20 protein-coding genes are annotated in these 25,199 nt (G+C 70.5%); 8 read left to right on the forward strand and 12 right to left on the reverse strand.

From position 1 onward, the window contains the following. Positions 1–134 precede the first annotated feature (134 nt). From ABZ272_RS14530 to ABZ272_RS14540, 3 genes are all read left to right on the forward strand, one after another. The gene (locus ABZ272_RS14530) at positions 135–1,157 is read left to right on the forward strand and encodes a DUF4331 family protein (RefSeq protein WP_355050419.1); all 1,023 of its coding nucleotides are present in this window, start codon (positions 135–137) and stop codon (positions 1,155–1,157) included. Between the two features lie 107 nt (positions 1,158–1,264). After that, positions 1,265–1,810 carry a hypothetical protein gene (locus tag ABZ272_RS14535; RefSeq protein ID WP_355050420.1) on the forward strand — a complete coding sequence of 182 codons (546 nt, stop codon included), beginning with the start codon at positions 1,265–1,267 and terminating at the stop codon, positions 1,808–1,810. Between the two features lie 16 nt (positions 1,811–1,826). After that, positions 1,827–2,810 (forward strand): hypothetical protein, encoded by a 984-nt coding sequence (locus tag ABZ272_RS14540; protein WP_355050421.1) that lies wholly within the window; start codon positions 1,827–1,829, stop codon positions 2,808–2,810. A gap of 70 nt (positions 2,811–2,880) precedes the next feature. Here ABZ272_RS14540 and ABZ272_RS14545 read toward each other — a convergent pair whose 3' ends face one another. From ABZ272_RS14545 to ABZ272_RS14560, 4 genes are all read right to left on the reverse strand, one after another. Then, a complete protein-coding gene (locus ABZ272_RS14545; RefSeq protein WP_355050422.1) occupies positions 2,881–3,333 on the reverse strand; it encodes a pyridoxamine 5'-phosphate oxidase family protein in 453 nt (150 codons plus the stop codon). Positions 3,334–3,456: 123 nt separating this feature from the next. Beyond that, positions 3,457–6,420: a fibronectin type III domain-containing protein gene (locus ABZ272_RS14550; protein WP_355050423.1), complete on the reverse strand. Its 2,964-nt coding sequence runs from the start codon at positions 6,418–6,420 to the stop codon at positions 3,457–3,459. Between the two features lie 198 nt (positions 6,421–6,618). Continuing rightward, entirely contained in the window at positions 6,619–6,849 is a 231-nt protein-coding gene (locus ABZ272_RS14555; protein WP_355050424.1) for a DUF2188 domain-containing protein, read from the reverse strand. Positions 6,850–6,921: 72 nt separating this feature from the next. Further along, positions 6,922–7,581, reverse strand: a complete 660-nt coding sequence (locus ABZ272_RS14560) for a M23 family metallopeptidase (RefSeq protein ID WP_355050504.1) — start codon at positions 7,579–7,581, stop codon at positions 6,922–6,924. Positions 7,582–7,682: 101 nt separating this feature from the next. On the opposite strand from ABZ272_RS14560, the gene ABZ272_RS14565 reads away from it, so the two are divergent. From ABZ272_RS14565 to ABZ272_RS14575, 3 genes are read left to right on the forward strand one after another with little or no spacing between them, the layout of a single operon-like run. Further along, positions 7,683–10,082, forward strand: coding sequence for a PEP/pyruvate-binding domain-containing protein (locus tag ABZ272_RS14565; RefSeq protein WP_355050425.1), 2,400 nt, complete (start codon positions 7,683–7,685; stop codon positions 10,080–10,082). A 22-nt stretch (positions 10,083–10,104) separates the two neighbouring features. Then, the gene (locus ABZ272_RS14570) at positions 10,105–10,797 is read left to right on the forward strand and encodes a hypothetical protein (RefSeq protein WP_355050426.1); all 693 of its coding nucleotides are present in this window, start codon (positions 10,105–10,107) and stop codon (positions 10,795–10,797) included. A 13-nt stretch (positions 10,798–10,810) separates the two neighbouring features. After that, positions 10,811–11,389, forward strand: a complete 579-nt coding sequence (locus ABZ272_RS14575; protein ID WP_355050427.1) for a TetR family transcriptional regulator — start codon at positions 10,811–10,813, stop codon at positions 11,387–11,389. A gap of 100 nt (positions 11,390–11,489) precedes the next feature. Here ABZ272_RS14575 and ABZ272_RS14580 read toward each other — a convergent pair whose 3' ends face one another. From ABZ272_RS14580 to ABZ272_RS14595, 4 genes are all read right to left on the reverse strand, one after another. Further along, positions 11,490–12,806: a hypothetical protein gene (locus tag ABZ272_RS14580; protein WP_355050428.1), complete on the reverse strand. Its 1,317-nt coding sequence runs from the start codon at positions 12,804–12,806 to the stop codon at positions 11,490–11,492. A gap of 13 nt (positions 12,807–12,819) precedes the next feature. Then, positions 12,820–14,346: an alkaline phosphatase D family protein gene (locus tag ABZ272_RS14585; protein ID WP_355050429.1), complete on the reverse strand. Its 1,527-nt coding sequence runs from the start codon at positions 14,344–14,346 to the stop codon at positions 12,820–12,822. Positions 14,347–14,459: 113 nt separating this feature from the next. After that, positions 14,460–15,437, reverse strand: a complete 978-nt coding sequence (locus tag ABZ272_RS14590) for a hypothetical protein (protein WP_355050505.1) — start codon at positions 15,435–15,437, stop codon at positions 14,460–14,462. A gap of 5 nt (positions 15,438–15,442) precedes the next feature. After that, positions 15,443–16,717, reverse strand: a complete 1,275-nt coding sequence (locus ABZ272_RS14595; protein WP_355050430.1) for an MFS transporter — start codon at positions 16,715–16,717, stop codon at positions 15,443–15,445. A gap of 223 nt (positions 16,718–16,940) precedes the next feature. Between ABZ272_RS14595 and ABZ272_RS14600 the strand changes: the two genes are divergently transcribed. Both ABZ272_RS14600 and ABZ272_RS14605 read left to right on the forward strand, forming a co-directional pair. Further along, positions 16,941–18,317, forward strand: a complete 1,377-nt coding sequence (locus tag ABZ272_RS14600; protein ID WP_355050431.1) for a DNRLRE domain-containing protein — start codon at positions 16,941–16,943, stop codon at positions 18,315–18,317. A gap of 197 nt (positions 18,318–18,514) precedes the next feature. Further along, on the forward strand, positions 18,515–19,558 hold the full coding sequence (locus ABZ272_RS14605) for a hypothetical protein (RefSeq protein WP_355050432.1): 1,044 nt from the start codon (positions 18,515–18,517) through the stop codon (positions 19,556–19,558). A gap of 109 nt (positions 19,559–19,667) precedes the next feature. Here ABZ272_RS14605 and mmsB read toward each other — a convergent pair whose 3' ends face one another. From mmsB to ABZ272_RS14625, 4 genes are all read right to left on the reverse strand, one after another. Next, the gene (mmsB, locus tag ABZ272_RS14610; RefSeq protein WP_355050433.1) at positions 19,668–20,918 is read right to left on the reverse strand and encodes a multiple monosaccharide ABC transporter permease; all 1,251 of its coding nucleotides are present in this window, start codon (positions 20,916–20,918) and stop codon (positions 19,668–19,670) included. Continuing rightward, positions 20,915–22,453, reverse strand: a complete 1,539-nt coding sequence (mmsA, locus tag ABZ272_RS14615; protein ID WP_355050434.1) for a multiple monosaccharide ABC transporter ATP-binding protein — start codon at positions 22,451–22,453, stop codon at positions 20,915–20,917. The genes mmsB and mmsA overlap by 4 nt, the downstream gene beginning before the upstream one ends. A gap of 82 nt (positions 22,454–22,535) precedes the next feature. Further along, entirely contained in the window at positions 22,536–23,681 is a 1,146-nt protein-coding gene (chvE, locus tag ABZ272_RS14620) for a multiple monosaccharide ABC transporter substrate-binding protein (RefSeq protein WP_355050435.1), read from the reverse strand. Between the two features lie 209 nt (positions 23,682–23,890). After that, positions 23,891–24,886, reverse strand: coding sequence for a LacI family DNA-binding transcriptional regulator (locus tag ABZ272_RS14625; protein ID WP_355050436.1), 996 nt, complete (start codon positions 24,884–24,886; stop codon positions 23,891–23,893). Positions 24,887–25,199: the final 313 nt, after the last annotated feature.

The raw sequence follows: 25,199 nt of genomic DNA on the forward strand, positions 1-25,199 counted from the left end.
CGGGCCGTCCGACGGCAGCCTCGGACGGCCCGTTCACGTGCGCGACAGTGCCCCGAACCCGATTCGGTCGGGCGACCACACCGCGACCGCTATGTTCGGTTTAGTCCGGATATAGCCATCACGGGAGTGAGCCCATGTCACACCACCTCGACACCCCCCTCGCCGCCCAGGGAGGTCAGCTCTACATCGACGACCTCTACGTCTTCGACGGCGACCGCGCCACGGTGTTCGTCATGGACGTCAACAGCTCGGTGACCAGGGCCGACATCAAGCGCGGCTTCCACGCGGAGGCCCGCTACGAATTCAAGATCCACTTCAACGGGGCGGACACCGAGGAGTTGAGCTACCGGTTCGCGTTCGGCGAGCCGGACGGCAACGCCATGCAGGCCCTCCAGCTGTACGAACTCACCGGCGCCGACGCCCGGGACGACGCCGCCATGGGCACCCCCATCGCCGAGGGCAGGACCGGCGAGGTGACGACCGGGCAGCGCGTCCGGGTCTGGGCGGGCCGGATCACCGACCCGTTCTACATCGACCTCGACGAACTCGCCACCATCAACGGCGCGGTCAAGAACGGGGCGAAGGTGGACCGCTCGGCGTGGCGGGCCGACCAGGCGAAGAACAGCTTCGCCGGCACCACCGTCGAGTCGATCGTCCTGGAGGTCTCCCACGACGAGCCGCTACTGCGCGAAGGCACCGAGATCGGCGTCTGGTGCCGGACGCTGCTCGCCACCGACGCGGGCGGATGGCGGCAGATCAACCGCGCCGGCCATCCCATGATGTGGCCCGTGTTCTGGCCGCACGACACCGACTTCTCGGACCCGGCGAACTTCCGGCACCCCAAGCAGGACCTGCCCGAGGACGGAGAGGAGATCGCCAAGGCGGTCGCCGGGGTCGTCGCGGCGAACGGCACCGCGCCCGACCCCCAGGCGTACGGCTGGAGCGTCGCCCGGGCGCTCTACCCCGACGTGCTGTCGTACACGGTGGGCACGGCCGCGAACTACGGCTTCGCGGTCCGCAACGGCCGCACCATGGCCGACAACGCCCCCGAGGTGATGTTCTCCCTGGTCCTCAACACCGGCACGACCTCGGGCCTCACCGCCGACGTCACGAAGGCGGCCCGCGCCGACGCGTTCCCGTACGTGGTACCGGCCTGACCACGGGGGACCCAGCCGGGTGACGGTGGTGCCTTTTGACCGTTTTGCGGAGTTATGGGTAGTTAGTCTCTGACTCGCATCCGTTGGGCGATTCGATAGGAGACTTGATGCACAGGAAACTTCTGGCGGGCGTGGCCGGCATCGCCGCCACCCTCGCTCTCGCCGGACCGGCCCACGCCGACACGACGGGCGACACGATCGTGACCCTCACCGTCGACGCCGCCGGTGGCCTCTCGATCACGGTACCGGCCACGGCGAACATCGGGCACGGCGTCGAGGGCTCGTCCGTCACCGGCCTACTCGGCCCGGTCACCGTGCTCGACCAGCGCGGCTCGCTCACCCCCAACTGGACCGCCAACGTCATCTCCACCGACTTCACCACCGGCGGCGGCAGCTCCGGGGAGACGATCCCGAACATCAACGTCCTGTACTGGTCCGGCCCCACCACGGCGACCGCCGGTGGGGGTACTTTCACTCCGGGGCAGCCCACCGCGGCCCAGCAGGTGATCATCAACGTGCCCCGCACCGCGATGAGCCACACCGGCGGTACGGGCAACAACTTCGCCACCTGGAACCCGACGCTGGTGGTGAACATTCCGGTCGGCACCGTCCAGGGTGTCTACACCGGGACGGTGACACATTCGGTGTTCTGACCCGCTCGGCCGGCTGGTGCTGCTGGCCTCGGTCGCCCTCGTGGCGCTCGGGGTCTCGGCGGCGCCAGCCGTCGCCGTGCGGGAGCAGCGCCAGGATCCCGCCGACGAGGCCGCGATCAGCATCCGCATGCTGGACATCCCTGCGAGTCGGGTGCAGGATCCGCGTGCCCAGGTCTACATCGTGGATCACCTGAAGCCGGGCACGACGATCCACCGCCGGGTCGAGGTGCAGAACACCTCGGACGAGACGCAGAAGATCGACTTCTACTCCGGGGCGGCGTCGGTGGAGAACAACGCCTTCGCCGTTCCCGAGGGGCGTACGGGCAACGAACTCAGCGGGTGGATCCGACTCAAGACCGCCAGGCTGGAGTTGGACCCGGGCGAGCGCCAGCCGGTCGAGGTCGAGATCGCCGTGCCGAGCAAGGCGTCCAAGGGTGAGCGGTACGCCGCGATCTGGGCACAGGTCACCAGCTCCAAGGAGCGCGCCGGCAACGTCACGCAGATCCACCGGGTCGGTATCCGGGTCTACCTGGACGTCGGCCCCGGCGGTGAGCCACCGACGGACTTCCGCATCGACGGGCTCGCCGCGGAGCCCGGCAGCGGCGGGTTCCCGGTGGTGACGGCCAAGGTCACCAACACCGGCCAGCGCGCCCTGGACATGACCGGCACCGTGTCGCTGCGCAAGGCGGCGGTACAGGCCGGTCCGTTCAAGGTGACCAACGGCGTGACGATCCTGCCCGGCCAGAGCGGCCAGGTCCGCGTCGAGGTCAACCAGTCGCTACCCGCGGGCACCTGGGAGGTGCACGCGAAGCTCGCCAGCGGCACCGTCGAGCGCACCGCGACGGGCACGATCGTCCTGCCCGTCGCCGCGCCGATGGCGGTCGCGGCGGCTTCCGGCCCGAGCTGGCTGGTCTACACCGTCGGCGGGCTCGCCGTGCTGGTCCTGGTCGTCCTCGGCGGCTGGTACCTCGTCCGTCGGCAACGGACCCGGCTGGCCTGACCGGCCGACACGCGAGACGCCCGGCCGTTCCCAGGGGGAACGGCCGGGCGAGGTCGTTCCGGCGCAACCGTCAGACCAGCCACCGACCGCCACGCATCAGATCACGACCGGCGATCTCGTCCTCCTCCCGCCACGCCTGGATCCGGCGCGGTGTCACCCGGAGGTACGCGTACCGGATCGCGCCGAGCCGCGCGTCCCAGAACCTCGCGGCGAACGCGTCCGCCAGATCGACGGGCACGGTCTCGCGTGAGAACGTCTCCACGGCCCCCTCGATGATGACCACGTCGCGCGTCTGACCGAGGGCCGTGCGCACCTGCCCCGAGGTACGCAGGTTGCGGGCGGTCGGAGTCGTCTCGGCGGTGGCCAGGGTGAGCGCCGCACCATCCCAGAGAAAGGAGAGCGGTACCAGGTGGGCGTTGCCCTCCCGGTCCGCCGAGGCGACCCATGCATCCAGGTCGTGGTCGAGCCGGGCCAACGTGTCCTGCTTGCGTCGCGTCGGACTGCGCGGTGGTTCGGGCTGCACGTCTGCACCACCCTTCCTGTGGCCGTGACGGCGCGCTCATCGCGCCCCGGGCAGTCTCGATGTTGAAGCCCGCTTCACCGCAAGAGCCCGCCGATCAGGCGAGGCACCGCGATCCCCGCCGTGCTAGATGACCGAGTGCGTCACGACGGCCACGTAGTCGCCGACCACCAGCCCGTCCGGGAGCCGCACCACGAGCGTCGGATTCCAGGTGACGGAGTTCGCACCGCCGGTCTGGCCGGACCAGCCGGCGGCCGTCTGCGGCGTGTCCAGTACCGCGCCGGGCTGCGGGAGAAACGTCCCGTCGCCGGTGGTGAGCAGGGCCGGCCCGGAGGCGTACGTGATGTTGCTGTTCGGAATGGTCTGGCCCGGCGTGCCGGAACCGGTGGTGAAGTTCGTGGTCGAGACGACGCTGACCCACCGTCCGGAGAAGGGGCCACGGTCATCGGTGACCGCGACCGGGCCGAGTTGACCCGAGACACCTGTCGCATCCGAGGTGACGGAGCCGAGTGAGGAGATCGTCGGGACGCTGATGGAGAGCCCGCCAAGCGGACTGATGACCAGTTCCACCGCCCTCGTGTCGGACTGGTTGAACGAGTCGGTCACCCGCACGGTGAACGGGAACGTGCCGGACGCCGTCGGTGTGCCGGCGAGCAGGCCGGTGACCGGGTCGAGGCTCAGGCCGGCGGGCAGGCTTCCGGAGCTGACCGACCAGACGAAGGGACTCGTGCCCCCGGTCACGGTGAGCTGGTACTGGTACGGCACGTACGCCTTGCCCGGTGGTGGCGGTGCGAAGCTCAGCGTCGGCGGCGGGTTGACCGTCACCGAGGCGGACGGGGCCGACTGGGGGCCGGTACCGGCCGCGTTGATCGCGGCCACCCGGAAGGTGTAGGTGGCGCCGCCGGTCAGCCCGGTGACGACCTGGGTCGTGGCGGTCCCGCTGAAGGTCTGGGGGGCCTGCGCCACCCCGTTGAGGTAGGGCGTCACCGTGTAGCCGGTGATGGGCGAACTGCCGTTGGCCGGGGTCGTCCAGCTCAGCCTGGCGGCGGTGGTCCCTCCGGTGACCGAGGTGATCGTCGGAGCGCCCGGCAGTGTGTACGGCACCACCGCCGCCGAGGCCGGGCTGGCCGCGCTGGTGCCGTACGCGTTCACCGCAGCGACCCGGAAGGCGTACGAGGAGCCGGCGGCCAGCCCGGTCAGTGTGCGGCTTGTGGTGGAGGCGTCGAACGAGAGGGTCGGTTGGGTGACGCCGTCCCGGATCGGGGTGACGAGGTACGCCGTGATCGGGCTGCCGTTGCTCGCCGGCGCGGTCCAGCTCACGGTGGCGCTGGTGGCACCCGCGACGGCGGTGGGCGTGGCCGGCGTGGCGGGCGCCGAGGCGTAGACGTAGTTCGCCGACCCGGCGGCGCCTCGGGTGACGACGCTGACCGTGACGGTGGCCGCGCTGGACCGGGCGGGCATCGAGGAGATGCCGAGGGTGCCGTCGGGGTTGACGGTGAAGCAGCCGGCCGCCGGACCGGAGGTGCACGGCAGCAGGAGCACCGACGTGCCGGCCTGCTGTTCGGCGGTCGTACCGATGGTGATCGCGGTCGCTCCGGTGAGGTTGCTTCCGCCGACGGTGACGGCGATGCCCCCGGCGATCGAGCTCTGCGCCGGGTTGACGGTCACGGCGGAGGGGGCGGTGGCTGGTGCGATGCCGGTGGCGATGCTGGAGTAGCCCGGGTTCGCGTCGATCGACGACGAGGTCGCCACCGTGGCCGTCTGGATCAGGGCCGGCGTCACCCCGGCCGCGGTGACGGTAGCGACCACCGTGATCGGTGGCAGGGAGGTGCCGCCGGGGAACGGGCCGTTGCTGTTGGTGCAGGTGATGGTCTGGCCCGATGGTGCGCCGCAGACCCACCCGGTGCCGAACGCGCCGCGCGGCGTGACGCCGGCCGGAACGGTCTGCGTGACGGAGATCGGCGACGTCTCGGTGGCGCCGGCGTCGACCCCCGCGGTGATCGAGTAGGTGACGGGGTCACCGGGCTGCGGGCTGGGGCCGACCGCGCTGGTCTGTGACACGTTGAGGTCCGGCACCTGGTTGAAGCTGACCGCCCGGGCCTCGTCGATCTCGTGGAAGTCGGTGACCGATCCGGTCGAGCCCACCCACCCGAAGGCGAGTTGCCGGGGGTAGCCGTCGGCGTTCAGCCAGGTCGGCGACGGGTACAGGTTCGATGGCACGACCGGGAGCGCGCCCTGAAGCGTCCGCGCCGAACCGCCGACCGGGGTGAAGCGGATCCGGTACTGCCCGGCGGGGGTGGTGATCCCGGTGTCCGTGGTGTACGGGGAGGCGGTGGTGTTGACGACGACCTCGACCGGCACCACGGACGCCGCCCGGGTACTGGCCCGCAGCGTCAGGGCGGGAGCCGAGGTGCTGTCGGCGGTGCTGTTGATCGCGCAGTAGCCGACGCCGTTGCGGCCCGGGCCACGGACCACGACCTGCCCGGGGACCTTCCCGCCGGTGGTCGAGATGTAGGGCGGGTTGGTGCAGCCGGTGCCCTGGTAGGTGCTGCTGCTGAAGTTGCCGAAGACGTCCAGCCCGATGCCCAGGTAGCCGTTGGACAGGCCGGCCGACACGCCGTTGAACGCCGCCGAGTAGCCCAGCGAACCGCCCGTCTGACCGAGGGTCGACGGTGACCTCGGGTTGGCGGGGTCGACCGCCGCCAGCGCGAAGGCGAGCCCGTCCGCGCCCGGGTTGGAGCCGCCGTACTGGTAGGTGTTGAAGGTGAGGTGCAGACCCTGCGAGGTGGGCACGCTGACCGCGCCGAACACCCCGCCCTGGCGGTTGACGGTGGCGGGGGTGAGGCGCAGCTTGCCCGCGCCCTGCGGGTCGGTGGAGGTGGTGCAGCTCAGCAGCGGACCCGTGGTGGAGTTGCCGGCCGCGCTCAGACAGGCGGCGTTGGTCGCGCCGGCCGCGGGCACGCCCGGCAGCACCACCGGGCCGATGCCGTTCGCGGTGTTGTTGTGAAAGGGCTGGTCGAACAGGACGGACCCGACCGCCGACGCCGGTAGCGGCGTGAGCGTCAGGGCTCCCAGGGTCACGACGACCACCAGCGCCAGGGTGCTTGTCGGACGAGACCGCCGCCTCCGAAACGCCATGCTCACCCCCGCCGCCACTCCAGTCCCAAAAGGGACTTTAGCTCCCAAAGTCCCCATTCGCTCCGGGTACTCGGAATCGGCGGAACCCGCACAAGACGGGCCGGCTCTCCCGGTCACACCGAGAGAGCCGGCCCGCAGACAGGTAGGTGATCAGCCCGCGATGTCGCGGGGGTCGCGGCTGCGCGGGTAGGTGTTCTTCTCCCCGATCGTGCCGTCCTGCTTCTTGATCACGTGCTCGACGCCCCGGTCGGCCGCCATCTCGCGGCCCTGTTCCTGCGCGTCGGCCTTGGTGTCATGCGTGCTGCTGGCCCGGTCGTTGCCCTCCGGGCGGTTCTTCCACTGCCCGTTCTCCTGGTAGGTGTCGACATCGCCCTTGGTCATCGCCAGCTCCTCCCCTGCGTCTACGCGGTCGCCTCTTCAGTGCCCCGAGCGGGGGTGGGCAAACCGCCGTCCTCAGGAGACGGCCGGACAGTTGTTGCTCACCCGACGGAGGATCTGTTCGCGGTCGTCGGTCGTGATGCCCGACGGCGTGCCGTCGAAGTGGGTCTCCACCTTGTCCCAACCTCGGCGCTGCTCGAAGTGCAGGTGCGGAGCGCCCGAGTTGCCGGTGCTACCGAGTCGGCCGATCTGCTCGCCCTGGGCGACCTTCTGACCGACCGTGACCAGCGGCGGTTCGAGCAGGTGCAGGTACTGCGTCTCCCACTTTCCGCCGTGGTCGATCTTCACCCAGTAGCCACCGCCGCGTCCGCGCGGACCTTCCGGGTTCTCCGGCGTACGACCACCCAGCGAGCCGTTGATGCCGGCCACCGTGACGGTGCCGCCGTAGGAGGCGAGGACGGGACGCCCCCACGACTCGCCCTCGATGGGGAAGAAGTCGACGTCGTAGTCGTCGTGGCCGGGGTAGGTGCTGAGCTGCCACGTCTCCCCGCAGGTCACGGGCATCTGGAAGAGCGGGCGTGGACCGACCGATCGCAGCATCGGCACGACCACCACGGCGACGCCGGCGACGGCCGCCGCCGCGACGAGCGCGAGCAGGATGACGAGGATTCGCCGGCGGGGGCGGCGATGGGTGCGGACTCTGGTGGGGCGGCCGGTCGTCACCGGCCCGAGCATGGCAGAAGTCGGCAATCCTCGGCCACCGGCGATGCGTTGCAGTTGCATCGTCAACGCGCTACGGTGGATGCAATGCAGTCGTATTGCAACTGGGGGTCGGCGTGTACGTGCTTCCGCTGTCCGAGGTGACCGCCGAGATGAGTGACCTGGCCGGCGGGAAGGCAGCCGGGCTGGGCGCGCTGATCCGGCACGGCGAACGCGTCCCCGAGGGGTTCTGCGTCACCACCGAGGCCCACCGACACGGCGTCGTACCGGTGGCGGAGATCATCTTGGCGTACGAGCGGCTCGGGGCCGGCCCGGTGGCCGTACGCTCCAGCGCCACCGCCGAGGATCTTCCGCACGCCAGCTTCGCCGGGCAGCAGGAGACCGTCCTGGGCGTCACCGGCGCGGCGGAACTCATCGCCGCCGTCGAGAAGTGCTGGGACTCCCTGCACAGTGACCGCGCGACCGCGTACCGCGAGGCCCACGAGATCGACCAGCACGGGCTGGCGATGGCGGTCGTCGTGCAACGCATGGTCACGCCCGCCGTGGCGGGGGTCCTGCACACCGCCAACCCGCTGACCGGCCGGCGGAACGAGATGGTGGTCGACGCCGCGCCGGGACTCGGCACCGCCGTGGTGGACGGCGCGACCGCCGGGGACCACTACGTCCTCGACGGCGTCGCCCGCGACGACACCGGGTGCCTGACGTCCGCGCAACTGGAGAGGCTGCGGGCGGCCGGCGAGCGGCTGGCCGGGCACTTCGGCTCCCCCCAGGACGTCGAGTGGGCGATCGACGCCGACGACGTGCTGTGGCTGCTTCAGTCGCGCCCGATCACCAGCCTGTTTCCCCTGCCGCCGGCCGCCACCGGCAAGCCCCTCCCCCGCGTCTATCTGGAGTTCGGGCACGTCCAGGGCATGCTGCGACCGGTCACCCCGATGGGCATGGCGTCCCTGCGGGCACAGATCACCGCGATGCTCGCGGCTCTCGGCGTCCGGGTGGAGATCGTCGACATCGGCGGCCGCCTCTACGGCGACCTGACCGACCTGGCCCGGAGCAAATCGTCCCGGAAACGACTGGTCAAGCTGATGGCCGTCGACTTCGGCCCCCGGGCGCAGGCCGTGATGCGGCACGTCCTGGCCGATCCGCGATTCGCCCCGACCAGGGGCGGGCGCGGCGCGGCGCAGCAGGCGGCGTCACTACGGACCGCCGGCCGGGCGGCGGTGGGAATCGTGCGTGCCCTGGCCCGCCCGGACACGGCACGCATCCGGATGTTCGAGGCGGTCGATCAGCTCCGAGCCCGCTCGGTGGCCCCCGACGACCTGCGGACCACGGCCGAGCGACTGCGCTTCGTCGAGGCGCGCGACGACACGGATCACAGCGACGCCATCATGTGGCCGATCGTCGCCGGCATGCTCGCCACGGCGCTGCCGTCCCCGCTGCTCAAGGGCATCGCCGGTCCGGACGAGATCCACGCCGTGCTCGGCGGGATGCCACACAACGTCACCATCGAGATGGACCTGGCGCTGTGGCGACTCGCCCAGGGCGTGGGTGAGCACCGGCGACTGCTGCTCGACACACCACCGGACGAGTTGGCCGCCCGCCACCTGCGCGGAGCGCTGCCCGACATCGGCATGGCGGACTTCCTGGACGCGTACGGGCATCGCGGTGCGGCCGAGGTCGACCTCGGGGTGCCGCGCTGGGCCGAGGACCCCACGCCGGTCTTCGCCGCGCTCGCCAACTACCTCCGGGTCACCGACCCGGAGCAGGGCCCCGACCAGCGCTTCCGCCGGGCCGCCACGACGGCGGAGGCGGCGCTGAGAGACCTCGTCGCGCGGGCCCGCCGACAGCGACCGGTACGCGGCCGGATCGCCGGTTTCCTGCTGGGCCGCGCCCGCTCGCTGGCGGGCCTGCGCGAGGCCGGCAAGTTCGCCGGGCTGTATTCACTGCGGGAGACCCGTCGACAGTTGCTGCTGATCGGAGCCGACCTGACCGACGCCGGGCTGCTGGACCAGCGCGACGACATCATGTTCCTGACCCTCGACGAGGTGCGTGTCGCCGTACACCAGGGTGTCGACAAGCGCGACGTCGTCGCGTCCCGGCGGGCCGTGCACCGCCGCGAGCTGCGTCGCCGGTCGGTGCCGGTGGCCCTGCTGTCCGACGGCACCGACGTCGAGACCGTCCTGGCGCGGGCTCAAGCCGGTGACGGGACGCTTGTCGGCGTGGGCGCGTCCGCGGGTCGGGTCACCGGCCCAGCCCGCGTCGTGCACGACCCGGCCACCGCCCACGTCGAGCCCGGCGAGGTCCTGGTGACCGCGACCACGGACCCCGGTTGGACCCCGCTGTTCCTCACCGCCGCCGCCCTGGTCAGCGAGACGGGCGCGATCATGGCGCACGGTCCCACGGTGGCGCGGGAGTACGGCATACCCGCCGTCATCTGCGTGCCGGATGCCACCCGAACGATCACCACGGGTCAACTCGTCACCGTCGACGGTGGCGCGGGCGCCGTGACCGTCCACTGACCACCCGACCCCGAGGACGACGATGACCGAGACGAGGACGCCGACCAGGGCGGCCGTGGGGCCGCTGCTGCGCCGGGCGGTCGTGACCGAGGCGGCGATGTGGCGCAGCCTCTACCTGTGGGCGCGGCGCCGTCCCCTGCCGCTCGGGCCGGGCGACGAACCGTTCGGCTACCTCGGCGTGGTCAAGCCGATCCTCGGGATCTTCATCGCCCTGTCGGCCGTCGAGGTCCCGATCTTCGACCTGATCGTCAGCCACGTGGTCCCCTGGCGGCCGGCCCGCTGGATCGTGCTCGGCCTCGGTATCTGGGGTCTGCTCTGGATGGTGGGCCTCTGGGCGAACATGACCATCCACCCGCACATCGTCGCCAACACCGGGCTGCGGGTACGCAACAGCTCCGGCATCGACATCTGGATCCCGTGGTCGGACGTGGCCGCGCTGCGCAAGCGTCACCGCTCCCTGCCGTCGAGCAGGACGGTCCAGGTCGAGCAGGAGGGTGCGCGCCAGATTTTGAACGTCTCGGTCGGCAGCCAGACGAGCATCGACGTACTGCTGCGTCGGCCGACCACCTTCGACCTGCCCCGCGGTCGGTCCGCGCCGATGGACGAGCTGCGACTGTACGCCGACGACCCCGACGGCCTGCTGCGCAGCGCCCGGGGCACGCCCGCGCCGGAGACCGACCGCCGCGCGACGGCGGCTCCCGGCCACCCGCTGTGAAACGATCGAGGCCATGCCCAAGAAGGTGGATCACCAGCAGCGACGCACCCTCATCGCGGACGCGTTGATGCGGGTCGCCGCGGATCAGGGCCTGGAGGCGGTCAGCCTCCGTCACGTCGCCACCGAGGCGGGCGTGTCCGCCGGCATGGTCCAGCACTACTTCCGCACCAAGGACGAGATGATGGCGTTCGCGTTGAGCGTGGTCCGCGAACGCAGCCAGATCCGGGTCACCGAGGCGGTGGCGCGGCTCGGCGAGGCCCCCGCCCCCCGGCTGCTGCTGCGTACGATCATCGCCGCGCTCCTGCCGCTCGACGCGCACACCCGCGACGACGGTCGGGTGGCGCTCGCGTTCCTCGCCTACACGGCGGTGCGCCCGACGGCCGCGACCGGCCTGCGGGAGGGCACCGCGCAGCTCACCGCCTTCATCGCCAGCGTCCTGCCCACCAACGACGTGGCCGCCGCGGCCGGCCTGCTGGCGCTGATGGAGGGGCTCGGCGTCTACCTGCTGGGTGGGCAGTACACCGCCGAGCAGGCGCTGGACGCCCTGGACGCCCAGCTGGACCTGCTCTTCGGCACACCGGCCACGGCGTGATCCACCCGGTTTCGTGAAGTCGCGGTGTCCCCGGTAGCGGGACACCGCGACTTCACCGAACCCGACCTTCCTGCGGATGACGCCCGGCGCGGCGCCCGGCTCAGTGGGTCGGGACGCCCGCCCGCGCCTTGCGCTGACGCAACTCCTCGGCGGTCATCTGCCAGGTCGAGTTGGTCGCCCCGAGACCGAGGAGCACCTGGTCGAAGCCGTTGCCGTCGTTGTCGTCGGTGTAGCAGAGGCTCACCTCGCCCCACGGGGACGCGGCGATGGCCAGGTCTTCCTGGCGACCGGTCGTGGTCTGGCTCAACGCCTGCGCCGCCAGCCGACCCGTGGTGCTGCCGTCCGGGTTGAGGCCGCGCGCCCAGACGTCCGGGTTGGCGCCGGACACCGTCCAGCCCACCACGACGTTGTCCTCGTCGTCGACGCCGACGCCGGGGGCGACCGCCCCGGTCCCGGTGGACACCGGGACCTCGTCGTGGCGGGCCGCGCCGGACGCGCTGAACGAGCGGGCCCAGACGCCCTTCGTGCCGGTGTGGTCCGACTCCCAACCGACGGCGAAGTCACCGGAGTAGGTCGACGCGACCGAGGCCCGCCGCTGCTGCCCGCCGCTCTGCGCGTTGGCCGTCCGCCGGGACAGCACCACCGCGCCGTTCGCGCGGGCCAACCGGGTCAGACCGATGTTGTACGACCCGTTCGCGTCGGCGTCCTCGTCCCAGACCACCAGCGCCTCGCCGGAGGCGGACACGGCCACGTCGGGGCGGTGGTGGCTGCCGGTCGTCTGCGAGGCCGTCACCTCGTACCCCTTGGTGGTGGGGCCGGTGAAGCCGGCGGCCTTGACGGTGGCCGGAGCGGTTCCCTGTACGTCCTCCCAGACGACGGTGAAGCCGACGGCCGCGCTGGTGGGCGCGCCGTCCGGGTCGACGGCCACCTTCGGCCAGATCTGCTGGCCGGCGTCGCTGGCGTTGGCCTGCCCGGAGCCGAGCATCGCGCCGGCCGGCGACACCACCCGGTACTGGATGTTGTAGACGCCGTTGCCGTCACCGTCGGCGGCCCAGACGACCACGGCGTTGCCCCGGTCGTCGAGCCCCACGTCGGGGCTGATGTGTCGCCAGGTCGCCCCGCTGGTGCCGCCGGTCGAGAGCTTCAGCTCGTAGCCGGGCGTGCCGTCGCGGAACAGGCGCAGGTAGATCTCGCTGTGGGTGTCGTCTTCGGGGGCCGTGCTGTCCCGGTCGTCCTCCCAGGCCACCGCGACCTGCCCGTTACGGTTCATGGCGATGGCGGCCAGGTCCTGGTCGCCGGTGGCGACGCTGTTGGCGGTGGTCCAGGTGACCGCGTCGGCGGTCATGGCGGTCGGAGCGGGCGCCACGGCGGTCGGCAGCAGCAGGGACGCGGTGAGCAGTGTCGTGAGTGCGGTCATCGGGGTGCTCCTTCTACCCGGCCTGCAGGCCGGGCTGGCCGTCGAGGATGACGAACGAACGCACCGTCGACGCGGCCGCTCCGTGCTCGGTCACCGTGTTCACCGCGCGGAAGTCCGCGCGGACCTGGCTGCGGCTGATCGTGGTACGGACGTAGCCGCGCCGGTCGGAGTAGAACTTCAGGTGCGGGTTGGTCGTCGCGTTCGGGATGGTGGTGCTGCCGGTCCCGTTGCCGGTCGAGGTGATCGAGGTGCAGACCAGCTCGGTGCCGATCGTGGCGGATGACGGGTTGGCGTAGTCGGCCTTCAGCTCGTTGGCCCACGACTTGTGCACGTCGCCGGTGAGGACGAGCGGGTTGCGCACGCCGCGCTGCTGCCAGCCGGTCTGGATGCGGCTGCGCGACGCCCGGTAGCCGTCCCAGGCGTCCATGTTCGCCGCCCCGCTCGCCTCGAACTGGCGGGCGAAGAACACCTGCTGGCCGAGGATGTCCCAGGTGCCGTAGTGCTGGGCCAGCCCGTCGAGCAGCCACGCTTCCTGGGTCGCGCCGGTCAGCGACCGGGAGGCCAGGTCGGCGTCCGTGCAGACCTTCCAACCGTCACCGCACGCCTGGTCGTCGCGGAACTGCCGGGTGTCGAGCATGTGGAAGGTGGCGAGCTGCCCCCACCGTACGCGGCGGTAGAGTCCGATGCTGTTGCCGCTCGGTGCGGAGGCCGGTCGCAGCGGCATGTTCTCGTAGTAGGCGCGGTACGCGGCGGTACGGCGAGCGGTCCACTGGGCGGCGGTCAGCGTGGGACTGCTGTCGGCGCGGACCATGTTCGCGTAGTTGTTCTCCACCTCGTGGTCGTCCGGCACCACCAGCCAGGGCGCCGCCGCGTGCGCCGCCTGCAGGTCCGGGTCGGACTTGTAGAGGGCGTACCGGCGGCGGTAGTCGGCCAGCGACACGATCTCCGCGCCGACGTGCTGGCGCACCGCCGAGGTGTTGACGCCGCCCTCGTAGATGTAATCGCCCAGGTGCAGGATCAGCCCGGGGTTCTCCTCGGCCATCCGCCGGTACGCCGTGTAGTAGCCGGCTTCGTAGTGCGCGCAGGAGGCGAACGCCATGACCAGGTCACGGCCGAACGTGCCCGCCGCCGGTGCCGTCCGGGTACGCCCCACCGGGGAGATCTGCCCCTGGGCCCGGAAGCGGTAGTAGTAGTCCGAGTCGGCCGCCAGGCCACCCGCGACGACGTGCACCGAGTGGGCGTCGGCGTACCGGGCGACCACCGAGCCGGACGCGACCAGCGACGAGAAGCGATCCGTGGTGGACACCTGCCACTCGACCGTCACGTCGGCGTTGGCCATGCCGCCCTGCCCGTCGGCGTTGAGCGGCGACGGCGCCAGGCGGGTCCACAGGACCACGCTGTCGGGGTCCGGATCACCGGAGGCCACACCGAGTTTGAAGGGGTACGGCGCCGCGGCGCTGGCACCCTGTGCGGGGGTGACCGCGGCGCCGGCGGCGGCGAGTCCACCGAGGACGAAGATGCGACGACTGAGCCTTGTCATGGTCAATACCTTCGGGGCCGTCGATGAACGGCGATGGCTGTGGCGCGGAAGCCGACATGACGGGACGTTGGCCGCGTCAAGGCCGTCAGGTGTCGCGCCCCGCGGCCGGGTCGTCAGGTCAGCGGCGACGGCGACTCGGCGTTGGGGATCAGCAGTTTCGGCCTGCCGGAGCCGTCGGCGGGGACGCCGAACACGTCGGGCCGGCCGTCACTCTGGCGCAGCGTGTAGGCCAGCGTCGCGTCGTCGAGCCAGGCCGCCTGGTCGTCCACGCTGGTGGTCTCCGCCGTCGCGGTGATCCGCCCCGAGGCCAGGTCGAGCACGCTCAGCCGCCAGCCCTTCGCGGGGTCGGCGTCGATCGCCTGCTTGAAGGCGATCCGGGTGCCGTCGGGCGACAGCGACGGGCACTCGACGTTCTCCCGCAGCGTCTCCACGCTCCGGGCGGCCACGTCGCCGCGTACCAGGTAGCGCTTGCCGCCGGTCGACATGGTCGCGTAGAACCGGTTGTCGTCGGCGGTGAAGGTGACGCCCCAGTAGTTGACGTCCGGGCTGCGGTAGGCGCGGCCGTCGCGCGTGACGGCGAACCCCTCCAGCGACGGAACGGTCGCCCCGGTGACCGTGTCGAGGATGCCGGTGCGGGTGGAGAAGCCGCTCGCCGTGTAGGAGTCGCCCCCGACGAACGTCGTCCAGGAGACCATCCGGCCCGACGCCGAGACCCGGGCCCGGTTGGGCAGGCCCGGCACGCTCAGCGTCCGCTTCTGGTTCAGCGCCGCGTCGAGCACCACCACCTGGTACGACCACGCGGTCGCAGGCCGCAGGCAGACACCGGTGCCGGCCGCCGCGTACACCCGCAGGCATTCCAGACCCGAGACGGTACGCGGCCCGGCGGGGTCGGCGGTGGCGACGCTGGAGACGTACCGGTCGGTGACGGCCAGCAGGCGCGGGCCCGGCGTCAGCGTGACCGCCTGGTCCCCGACGGCGGCCGGTGGCGGGGTCCGGGGCGGCTCGGCGGCGAGGGCCGCGTAGCCCACCGCCCCGCTGGCCAACAGCACCGCCGAGGCGGCCACCACACCGAGCTTGGCCCGGGTCGACATCGCGGTCACGAGGACACCTTCCGAGGGATCAGGCGGGACGGGGAGGCCAGCAGGAGCACGGTGACCACCAGGACGCCGGCGACGGCCACGGCCGCCGCGAGGACCGCCGTCCGTGGCCCCCAGGCCTGCCAGGCCAGACCGAACAGGACCGAGGAGACGAGGTACGCGAGCGCCTGTCCGGTCTGGACCAGCGCGATCCCGGTGGTCCGCAGCCGCGGTGGCAGCACCGGTCCGGCGAGCGCGATGAGCACGCCGTCGGTGGCGGCGTAGAACGCGCCGTAGAGCGCCAGCGTGAGCACGAGCGCCGGCCAGCCGTGCAACGGTCCGGCCAGCAGCAGGTAGGTCGCGCCGAGGGCGACGTAGCCGCCCACCACGACCGGCAGCCTCCCGACCCGGTCGGCCAGGACACCGAGCGGGGCGGCGAGCAGCAGGTACGCGAGGCTGGTGCCCACCGCCAGCAGGGGGAACCACCGCAGGCCCAGGTCCTCGCGGCGTTGCAGCACCAGGTAGACGAAGCCGTCGCCGATGGTGGCCAGGCCGAGCATCGTCGCGGCCAGCAGCAGCCGGCGGGCCGGACGGCTGCGCAGCAGGCCCCACGCCTCGCCGACGGAGACCCGGGGCTCGTCCGGCGCGTCGGCGGGCTCGCCGCTCGGGCGCTCCCGGACGAACAGCACGAGCACGACGACCGCCAGGGCGGCGACGCAGAAGCTGGTGACGAAGACCGCGTCGTACGACTGCCCGACGGCCAGCAGGACGGCGAACGCGGCGAGCGGCCCGAGGAACGCGCCGACGCTGTCCATGGCCCGGTGCACCCCGAACGCCCGACCCAGCGCCTCGGGCGGGCTGGAGAGCGTGATCAGCGCGTCCCGGGGCGCGCTGCGCACGCCCTTGCCGAGCCGGTCGACGGCGATGACCGCGCCGATGGCGGGGACCGACCGGCCGGCGAGCAACAGGCCGAGCTTGGCGACCGCCGAGAGCGCGTAACCGACACCGGCGACGAGTTTGCGCCTCCGGAACCGGTCGGCGACGAAGCCCCCGACGACCCGCAGCAGCGCGGTCGCGCCGGTGTGGACGCCGTCGAGCACACCGAAGGCCACCGGGCTGAGTTGCAGGCCCAGCACCAGGTAGAGCGGCAGGACGGCGGCCACCATCTCGGCCGAGACGTCGGTGATCAGGCTGACCGTGCCGAGCGCGACCACGTTGCCGCTGACCAGGGCGAGCCGGCGGCGGCGCGGCCCGGGTGGGTCGGAGACCGGACGGGAGACGGTCGACAGGTACACGCGCATCTCCTGGACATCGGTGGGCGACGGTCAGCCATCGTGACGATCCGGCGCGAAGGGCCACAAGAGAGCACGGGCTGCGGGCAGGCGTGCGGTGGGTGAACATCGGACAAACATCGAGATGTTTCGCTGCCTGAGCGTACTGTTCATCTGGCGGCAGTGCGCCGGTTCATCGACCTTCCTACGTTCCTTGCGCTCAACACCCGCAACGAAGGGGTCCTGGATGGACATTCGAATCGCCCGCCCACCGGTGACGGTCGGTACGGTCGCGGTGCTCGTCGCCGCCACCGCCGCCGTCGTCCTGACCGGCTCGGGCACGGCCTCCGCGGCGAGCGTGACGTTCACGCCGGTCGCCGACACCTACGTCCAGAGCGACACGGCATCCACCAACTACGGCACGTCCACGCAGGTCGTGGTCGACAACTCGCCCGCGCGGCGCATGTTCCTGCGCTTCACGGTGAGCGGCGTCAGCGGCACGGTCACCAGCGCCAAGTTGCGGTTGCGCACGATCAGCGGCAACAACGGCAGCGACGCCGGCGGCACGTTCCGGAGGATGTCCAGCACCACCTGGTCGGAGACCGGCACCACCTGGAGCAACCAGCCGGCCATCGACGGAGCCACCCTCGGATCGCTCGGCGCGGTCTCCGACAACACCTGGTACGAGGTCGACGTCACCTCCGCGGTCACCGGCAACGGCACGTACAGCTTCGGCGCCACCTCGGCCAGCGGCGACGGCGCGTACTACGACACCCGCGAGAGTGGCGGCGACGCCCCGCAACTGGTCGTCACGACCGGGACCACGACGCCGCCGTCCGGTGACCCGGTCCTCGTTGGCGCCGGCGACATCGCCACCTCCGGCTCCGGCGACACGGCCACCGCCGCGCTACTCGACAACATCTCCGGCACCGTCTTCACCACCGGCGACAACGTCTACGACAGCGGCACCGCGTCGCAGTTCGCCAGCTACTACGAGCCCACCTGGGGCCGGCACAAGAGCCGCACCCGCCCGTCGCCGGGCAACCACGACTACAACACGTCGGGCGCCACCGGCTACTACAACTACTTCGGTACGACCGCCGGCCCGAGCGGCCGGGGCTACTACTCCTACGACCTCGGCAACTGGCACGTCGTGTCGCTGAACTCGAACATCAGCATGTCGGCCGGCTCCGCCCAGGAGCAGTGGCTGCGTGCCGACCTCGCGGCCAGCAGCAAGCCGTGCACGATCGCGTACTGGCACCACCCGCTCTTCACCTCCAGCTCCGACCACTCGCCGTCCACGGCGACGCGCCCGCTGTACCAGGCGCTCTACGACTACAACGCCGACGTCGTGGTGTGGGGCCACAACCACGTCTACGAGCGGTTCGGCCCGATGAACCCGTCCGGGAGCTACGACGCCAGTCGGGGAATGCGCAGCTTCGTCGCCGGCATGGGCGGCGCGGACCACTACGGCTTCGGCACCATCCAGCCCAACAGCGAGGCGCGCAACAGCTCCGCGTGGGGCGTCCTGAAGTTCACCCTGCACTCCGGCAGCTACGACTGGCAGTTCGTGCCGGTCGCCGGCCAGACCTACGCCGACAGCGGCACCGGCAACTGCCACTGACGGTCGCGATCCCGCTGCGCCGTTCGCGGCGCAGCGGGATTCTCCGTACCTCAGCACCACCGTGACCAGCGCCTGCCCGACAATGCCGTGACCTGCGGCAAACAGGCCCAAAGTTGTCCAAGAGCCGGTTGAACCGTCGCCGGGCCACCCCGTAGTACCTCGGTACCGATCAGGACACCTATCCGGGAGGTCTACCAGTGGCGGCACCATGGGAAGAGTACAACCAGAGCTGGTTCCAGTACGACGGGCAGGGAAGTGTCGTCGACACCCGGAATCGTAATCCCGACGTCAGCCCACGAGACACAATGGTCGCTCTCTGGGAGAACATCGACGTGACCCGGCAGCTGGCCATGGCCGTAAACCTCAGCCAGCAGGCCATTGCCGAGTTCAACAACGTCAGACACCTTCCGGAAGACGCCACGCAAATCCTGGAGCGCCCCGACCTCAGCAACGATCTATTGAACGACGCTGCGGCAAGGTTGGGGGAGAGCGTCGCAGGAATCGAGCGGGCGGCCTCTGCGATGGAGACGTCCGTCCGCTTACTCAACATGGCTGGGGAGCGGTGGAACTCTCACCAAGGCGACTCACCGTACAACGACAATATCGTGACCCTGCAAGCGGCGCAGTCGAGGGATGCGATCAACTCTATCAATACTTTTCTGAGCATAAACCGGATCGCCACCGGGGCGATCGATGAGGCGAGAACGCGTGGTGTGCAGCATCCGGATTTCGACCAGGCGCGCCAAGCGGCGATCCGGAGCCTCGACGATGTCCACCTGATGTCATCTGATGCCAATGTCCTCCTGTACACGAACGAGCGCGATGTGCGCGGGGTGTCCGACCTGGGCTGGCAGACGACGCCCACCCAGAACGATCTACCTGACCAAACAGTCGACAGGCTGGCGAACACACTCAGCGGCGGGGTCTACACGGACTCCAACCCGCACGGCGCACAACACTTCTCCACCACCGCGAGGAATGCGCAGGTAGCACAGGAGGCCATCAACATCCTGAGTGATGCGGGCTTCGGCGAGCACGCGATGGCGTGGCAGGCGTATCACGCCCGGCAGCAGCACATGGCCGACACATTTCCGAGCGTCCAGTTCTACCCCGAGGGCCAATGGTCGGGGCAGGCGAACAGCCAGTCGATCGGCAGCCCGGCGGGCGAGTCCATCGCCGACGAAACTACGACCAGCCAGCAGCATGGTGCCAGACGGCGGGGTGCACGGCGCCGGCGATGACCTGACCGCGTGGGCTCACAGCCCAGTCTGTGACGGGGTTCGGCGACCGAGCGACGTGTGCCCCTGCCCGTCGTGACGGGCAGGGGCACACGTACGTGCGGTCAGTGCGTCAGCGGGTGCCGGCCGCGCGGCGCTTGTTGTAGACGTCGAACGCGACGGCGACGAGCAGGACGAGCCCCTTCACCACCGACTGCGTCGACTGGTCGACGCCCATGAGCTGCATGCCGTTGCTCATCACCGCCATGATCAGACCACCGACCATCGCGCCGACAACGGTGCCCACGCCGCCGGTGACCGCCGCGCCGCCGATGAAGGCCGCCGCGATCGCGTCCAGCTCGAACATGTTGCCGGCCGCGGGCTGCGCGCCGTTGGACCGCGACGAGTAGATGACGCCCGCCACGGCCGCGAGGAAGCCCATGTTGACGAACATCCAGAAGTTGACGGTGCGGACCTTCACGCCCGACAGCGCCGCCGCCGAGAGGTTGCCGCCGATCGCGTAGACCTGACGGCCGAAGACCGTGCGCCGGGTGAGCAGACCGTAGACCAGCACCAGCACCGCCAGGATGATCAGCACGATCGGCAGGCCCCGGGCGTGCGCCAACTGCCAGGCGAAGTACATGATGACCGCGCCCACCAGGACGACCCGGGCCACGAACAGCGGGAACGACTCGACCGGCTGCTGGTAGCGGATGCGCGCCAGGCGGGTGCGGAAGCCGCTCACCGCGTACCCGGCCACGGCGATCGCGCCGATCAGCAGCGTGAAGGCGTCGAAGCCGTTACCGCCGAGCAGGCCGTTGAGGAAGCCCGCCGCCACCTTCTGGTACTCGGCCGGGAACGGCGACAGCGAGATGTTGTCGAGCACCCGCAGGGTGAGACCCCGGAACAGCAGCATGCCGGCCAGGGTCACGATGAACGCCGGGATGCCGGCGTACGCCACCCAGAAGCCGTGCCACGCGCCGACCGCGATGCCGACGGCCAGCGCCGCGAGGACACCCAACCACCACGGGTGGCCCTGCTGGATCACGAGGACTGCGGACACCGCGCCGGTCAGCGCGACCACCGAACCCACCGACAGGTCGATGTGCCCGCCGATGATCAGGATGACCATGCCGATCGCGAGGACCAGGATGTACGAGTACTGCAGGACGATGTTGGTGATGTTGCCGGGGCTCAGTGACACCCCGTCGGTCAGTACCGCGAAGAGCGCCAGGATGACGACCAGGGCGACGTAGATCCCGCTCTGCCGGAGGTTGTTCAGCACCAGGGCCCGCAGGTCGCTCGTCCCCGTGTGCAGAGCGGCGGCCGGCGCGGTGTCCGACGGTGTCGGGCGCTCCGTCGAAGGGGTTTTGATGCTGGTCATCCGACGAGCTCCTTGTCCTTTGTCATCAGCTCCATGAGGCTCTCCTGGGTTGCCTCGCTCACCGGCTTCTCACCGGTGATCCGGCCCGCGGCGAGGGTGTAGATGCGGTCACACATTCCGAGCAGCTCCGGCAGCTCGCTGGAGATGACGATCACCGCTTTGCCGGCGGCCACCAGCCGGTTGATGATCGTGTAGATCTCGAACTTGGCCCCGACGTCGATCCCGCGCGTCGGCTCGTCCAGGATCAGCACGTCCGGGTCGGTGAAGAGCCACTTCGACAGCACGACCTTCTGCTGGTTGCCGCCGGAGAGCTTGCCGACGACCGCCATCACGCTCGTCGTCTTGATGTTCATGTCCCGCCGGCTCGACTCGGCGACCTTGATCTCCTCGTTGCCGTTCACCCAGCCGTACTTGGCCAGCCGGTCCAGGGCGGCGGCGGAGACGTTGCGCCGGACGTCGTCGATGAGGTTGAGGCCGTACCGCTTGCGGTCCTCGGTGACGTACGCGATGCGGTTGTCGATGGCCTCCGCGACGTTGCGGGCGTTGACCTCCCGACCGTGCATGAAGAGCTTGCCCTTGATGTCGCGGCCGTAGGAGCGGCCGAAGACGCTCATCGCCAACTCGGTCCGGCCGGCGCCCATCAGCCCCGCGATGCCGACCACCTCGCCGGCGCGCACCGACAGGTTGACGTCCTCGACGACCATCCGCTCCTGGGTCGGGTGCCGCACCGACCAGTCCTCGATCCGCAGCACCTCCTCGCCGGGCGACGATTCGCGGTCGGGGTAGAAGCTCTCGATGTCGCGGCCGACCATGCCCCGGATGATGCGCTGCTGGTTGACGTCGTCGGCGCGCATGTCCAGGGTCTCCACCGTACGACCGTCCCGGATGACGGTGGTCGAGTCGGCGATCGCGGTGATCTCGTTGAGCTTGTGCGAGATCATGATGCAGGTGATGCCCCGCTCCTTGAGCTGCCGGAGCAGGCCGAGCAGGTGCGCCGAGTCGACGTCGTTGAGGGCGGCCGTCGGCTCGTCCAGGATGAGCAGGCGCACCTTCTTGGACAGCGCCTTGGCGATCTCCACGAGTTGCTGCTTGCCGACGCCGAGCTGGATGACCGGGGTCACCGGGTTCTCGTGCAACCCGACGGACGCCAGCAGCTCCGCCGCCTCGGCGTTGGCCTTGTTCCAGTCGATCAGGCCGGTACGACCCCGCCGCTCGTTACCCAGGAAGAGGTTCTCGGCGATCGACAGGTAGGGCACCAGGGCGAGTTCCTGGTGGATGATGACGATGCCATTGGCCTCGCTGTCCCGGATGCCCCGGAACTGCATCGGCTTGCCGTCGAAGAGGATCTCGCCGTCGTACGAACCGGATGGGTGGACGCCGGAGAGCACCTTCATGAGGGTGGACTTGCCGGCGCCGTTCTCGCCGCAGATGGCGTGGATCTCTCCCCGACGTACCGCGAGGTTGACGTCCTCCAGCGCGGTCACTCCGGGGAAGGTCTTCGTGATACGACGCATCTCGAGGATGGTGTCGTCCATGGTCACTGTCCTCTGTCGGTCTGGACGTTGCTCGATCACGGCGTCGGGCCCGGCGGTCGCCCGCCGAGCCCGACGAGGTGACCTACTTCTTGGCCTGACCGGCGGCGACCTCTTCCGCCGTCCAGTAGCCGGAGTCGATCAGCGTCGCCTTGATGTCGTCCTTGTAGACGGTCGCGATCGGCAGCAGGTACGACGGGACAACCTTGACGCCGTTGTTGTACGTCTCGGTGTCGTTGGCCTGCGGCGTCTTGTCCTGCAGGAACGCCTCGGCGGCGTTCGCGGCCTGGTCGGCCAGCAGGCGGGTGTCCTTGAAGACGGTCGAGTTCTGCACACCGTCGTTGATCAGCTTGATCGAGGCGATCTCGGCGTCCTGGCCGGTCACCACGGGCAGCTTCTTGTTGCCGGTGGCGCTGTAGCCGGCGTTCTGCAGGGCGGTGATGATGCCCCGGGAGATGCCGTCGTACGGCGAGAGGACCCCGTTGACGACCGAGCCGTCGTTGTAGCTGGAGGTGAGCAGGTCCTCCATGCGCTTCTGCGCGGTCTCCTGCTGCCAACGCAGGGTGGCCACCTGCTCCTTGGTGGTCTGCTTCGACTTCACCTTCAGCGTGCCCGCGTCCATGAACGGCTTGAGGGTGTCCATCGCGCCGCCGAAGAAGTACTGCGTGTTGTTGTCGTCCAGCGAGCCGGCGAACAGCTCGATGTTGAACGGACCCTTGGCCGTGCCCTTCGAGCCGTCCTTGTTCTGCAGGCCGAGCCCGACCAGGAGCGCGGTGGCCTGCGCCACGCCGACCTTGTAGTTGTCGAAGCTGACGTAGAAGTCGACGTTCTTGCTGCCGCGGATGAGCCGGTCGTACGAGATGACCGGGATCTTCGCGTCGGCGGCGGCCTGCAGCTGACCGCTGAGCGCCGTGCCGTCGATGGCCGCGATGATCAGGACGTCCGCGCCCTGGGTGATCATCTGGTCGACCTGCTGCGACTGGGTCGGGATGTCGTCGCCCGCGTACTGCAGGTCGACCTTGTAACCCTTGGACTCCAGCTTCGACTTCACCGCGTTACCGTCGGCGATCCACCGCTCCGAGGTCTGCGTCGGCATCGCGACGCCGATCGTCAGGTCCCCCGGCTTCTTGTCGCTGGTGTTGTCGCCGCTGCCGGCGCCTCCACCACTGCACGCCGCCAGGCTCAACGCCAACGCCGCGCTACCGAGAGCAACCAGGAATTTCCTGCTCACGGGCCGTCTCCTCTCCCGATTCCCCCCGCCGACCGCCGGGGCCACCTGTCATCTTTCGGGTAGTGTTAGCGCTCACATAGGGCACGTCAACACCTGATCCGAAATACCGGTGTCACGGTCTCGTAACGGAGACTTCCCCAACCGCACGACCTCGCGCAACCCCTCCCGACAGTTGATCGGCTGGCGCAGGTCACGAGGCATCGACGTGCTCAGCGGCGCGGCGGAGCGACGCTGTCACGGGCGACGAGTGTCGGCGCGATGGTCTGGCGCAGGGCGCCGCCGCCATTGCCGTTGCCCGACTCGATCTGGGTCAGCAACATCTGCAGACTCGCCCGCGCCACCGCGTCGAAATCCGGTCGGACGGTGGTCAACGGCGGAATGAAGTACGCCGCCTCCGGCACGTCGTCGAAACCCACGACGCTGATCTCGGTCGGCACCTTGCGCCCGAACTCGTGCAGCGCCCGCAGCACGCCCAGGGCGAGGTGGTCGTTGGCCGTGAAGATGGCGGTCACCTCCGGCATCCGGGCGAGCATCTGCCCGCACCGGTAGCCCGACGCCGCCGACCAGTCCCCGTGCATGAGCGGCGGTGGCTCCACCCCCGCGGCGAGCAGCGCCGCACGCCAGCCCTCGATACGACCGGCGCTGTCGAACCAGTCGGACGGCCCCGACACGTGCCACACCGTGCGGTGCCCGGCGTCGAGGAGATGCTGGGTCACCGCCCGCGCGCCCGCCACCTGGTCGACCGTCACCAACGGCACCGGACGGTGCGGGTCACCGTCGACCGTCACCAGTGGAACGTCCTTGGGGAGCCGCTCCAACGCCTCGCCGGCCGACTCCACGGGCGCGATGACCACGATGCCGGCGACCCGGTGCGCCAGGTGCCGCTCGACCGCGGCCGAGATGGAACGGTGGTCCAGGTCGCGCACGCTGCCGACGCTGACGGCGAAGCCCTCCGCCGCAGCGGTCTGCTCCAGGGCGGCCAGCAGCGACGCCGGACCGTAGAGGGTCGTGTTCTGTGCCACCACGCCGATGACCTGGGACCGGCCGGTCACCAGGGCGCGCGCCGCGCCGTTCGGGCGGTAGCCGAGTTCGGCGATCGCCGCCCGCACCCGCAACCGGGTCTGCTCACGCACGTTGGGGTGCCCGTTGAGCACCCGCGACACCGTCTGATGGGAGACACCGGCCAGACGAGCGACGTCTGTCATCGCGGGACCGTGGACGGCCATTTCACTCCCCCCGCCTTCAACCCGACCCGCGGCCCGTCGACGTTGACTGGAGCGGCCCGGCCCGATCCCCCTCGCTCAGCCACCACGCCGGTGCTGAATCGCAGGTGACCAGCGCTGGATCGCCGACAGTCTACGCCAGCGATCGCCCCGGACACGGCACGGCTGAACGCGAACGACACGACGTGTGCCAGGTCGCGGCGGAGTTCCGCCCGCACGTTCGCGCCGCAGCCCTTTGCCGGAGGTGACGGCAACGGGCCGCCGCCCCGCTCCACGCTCCTGGACAGAGCGTGGA

It is taken from the genome of Micromonospora sp. NPDC005979, assembly GCF_040614415.1.
GTDB lineage: Bacteria > Actinomycetota > Actinomycetes > Mycobacteriales > Micromonosporaceae > Micromonospora.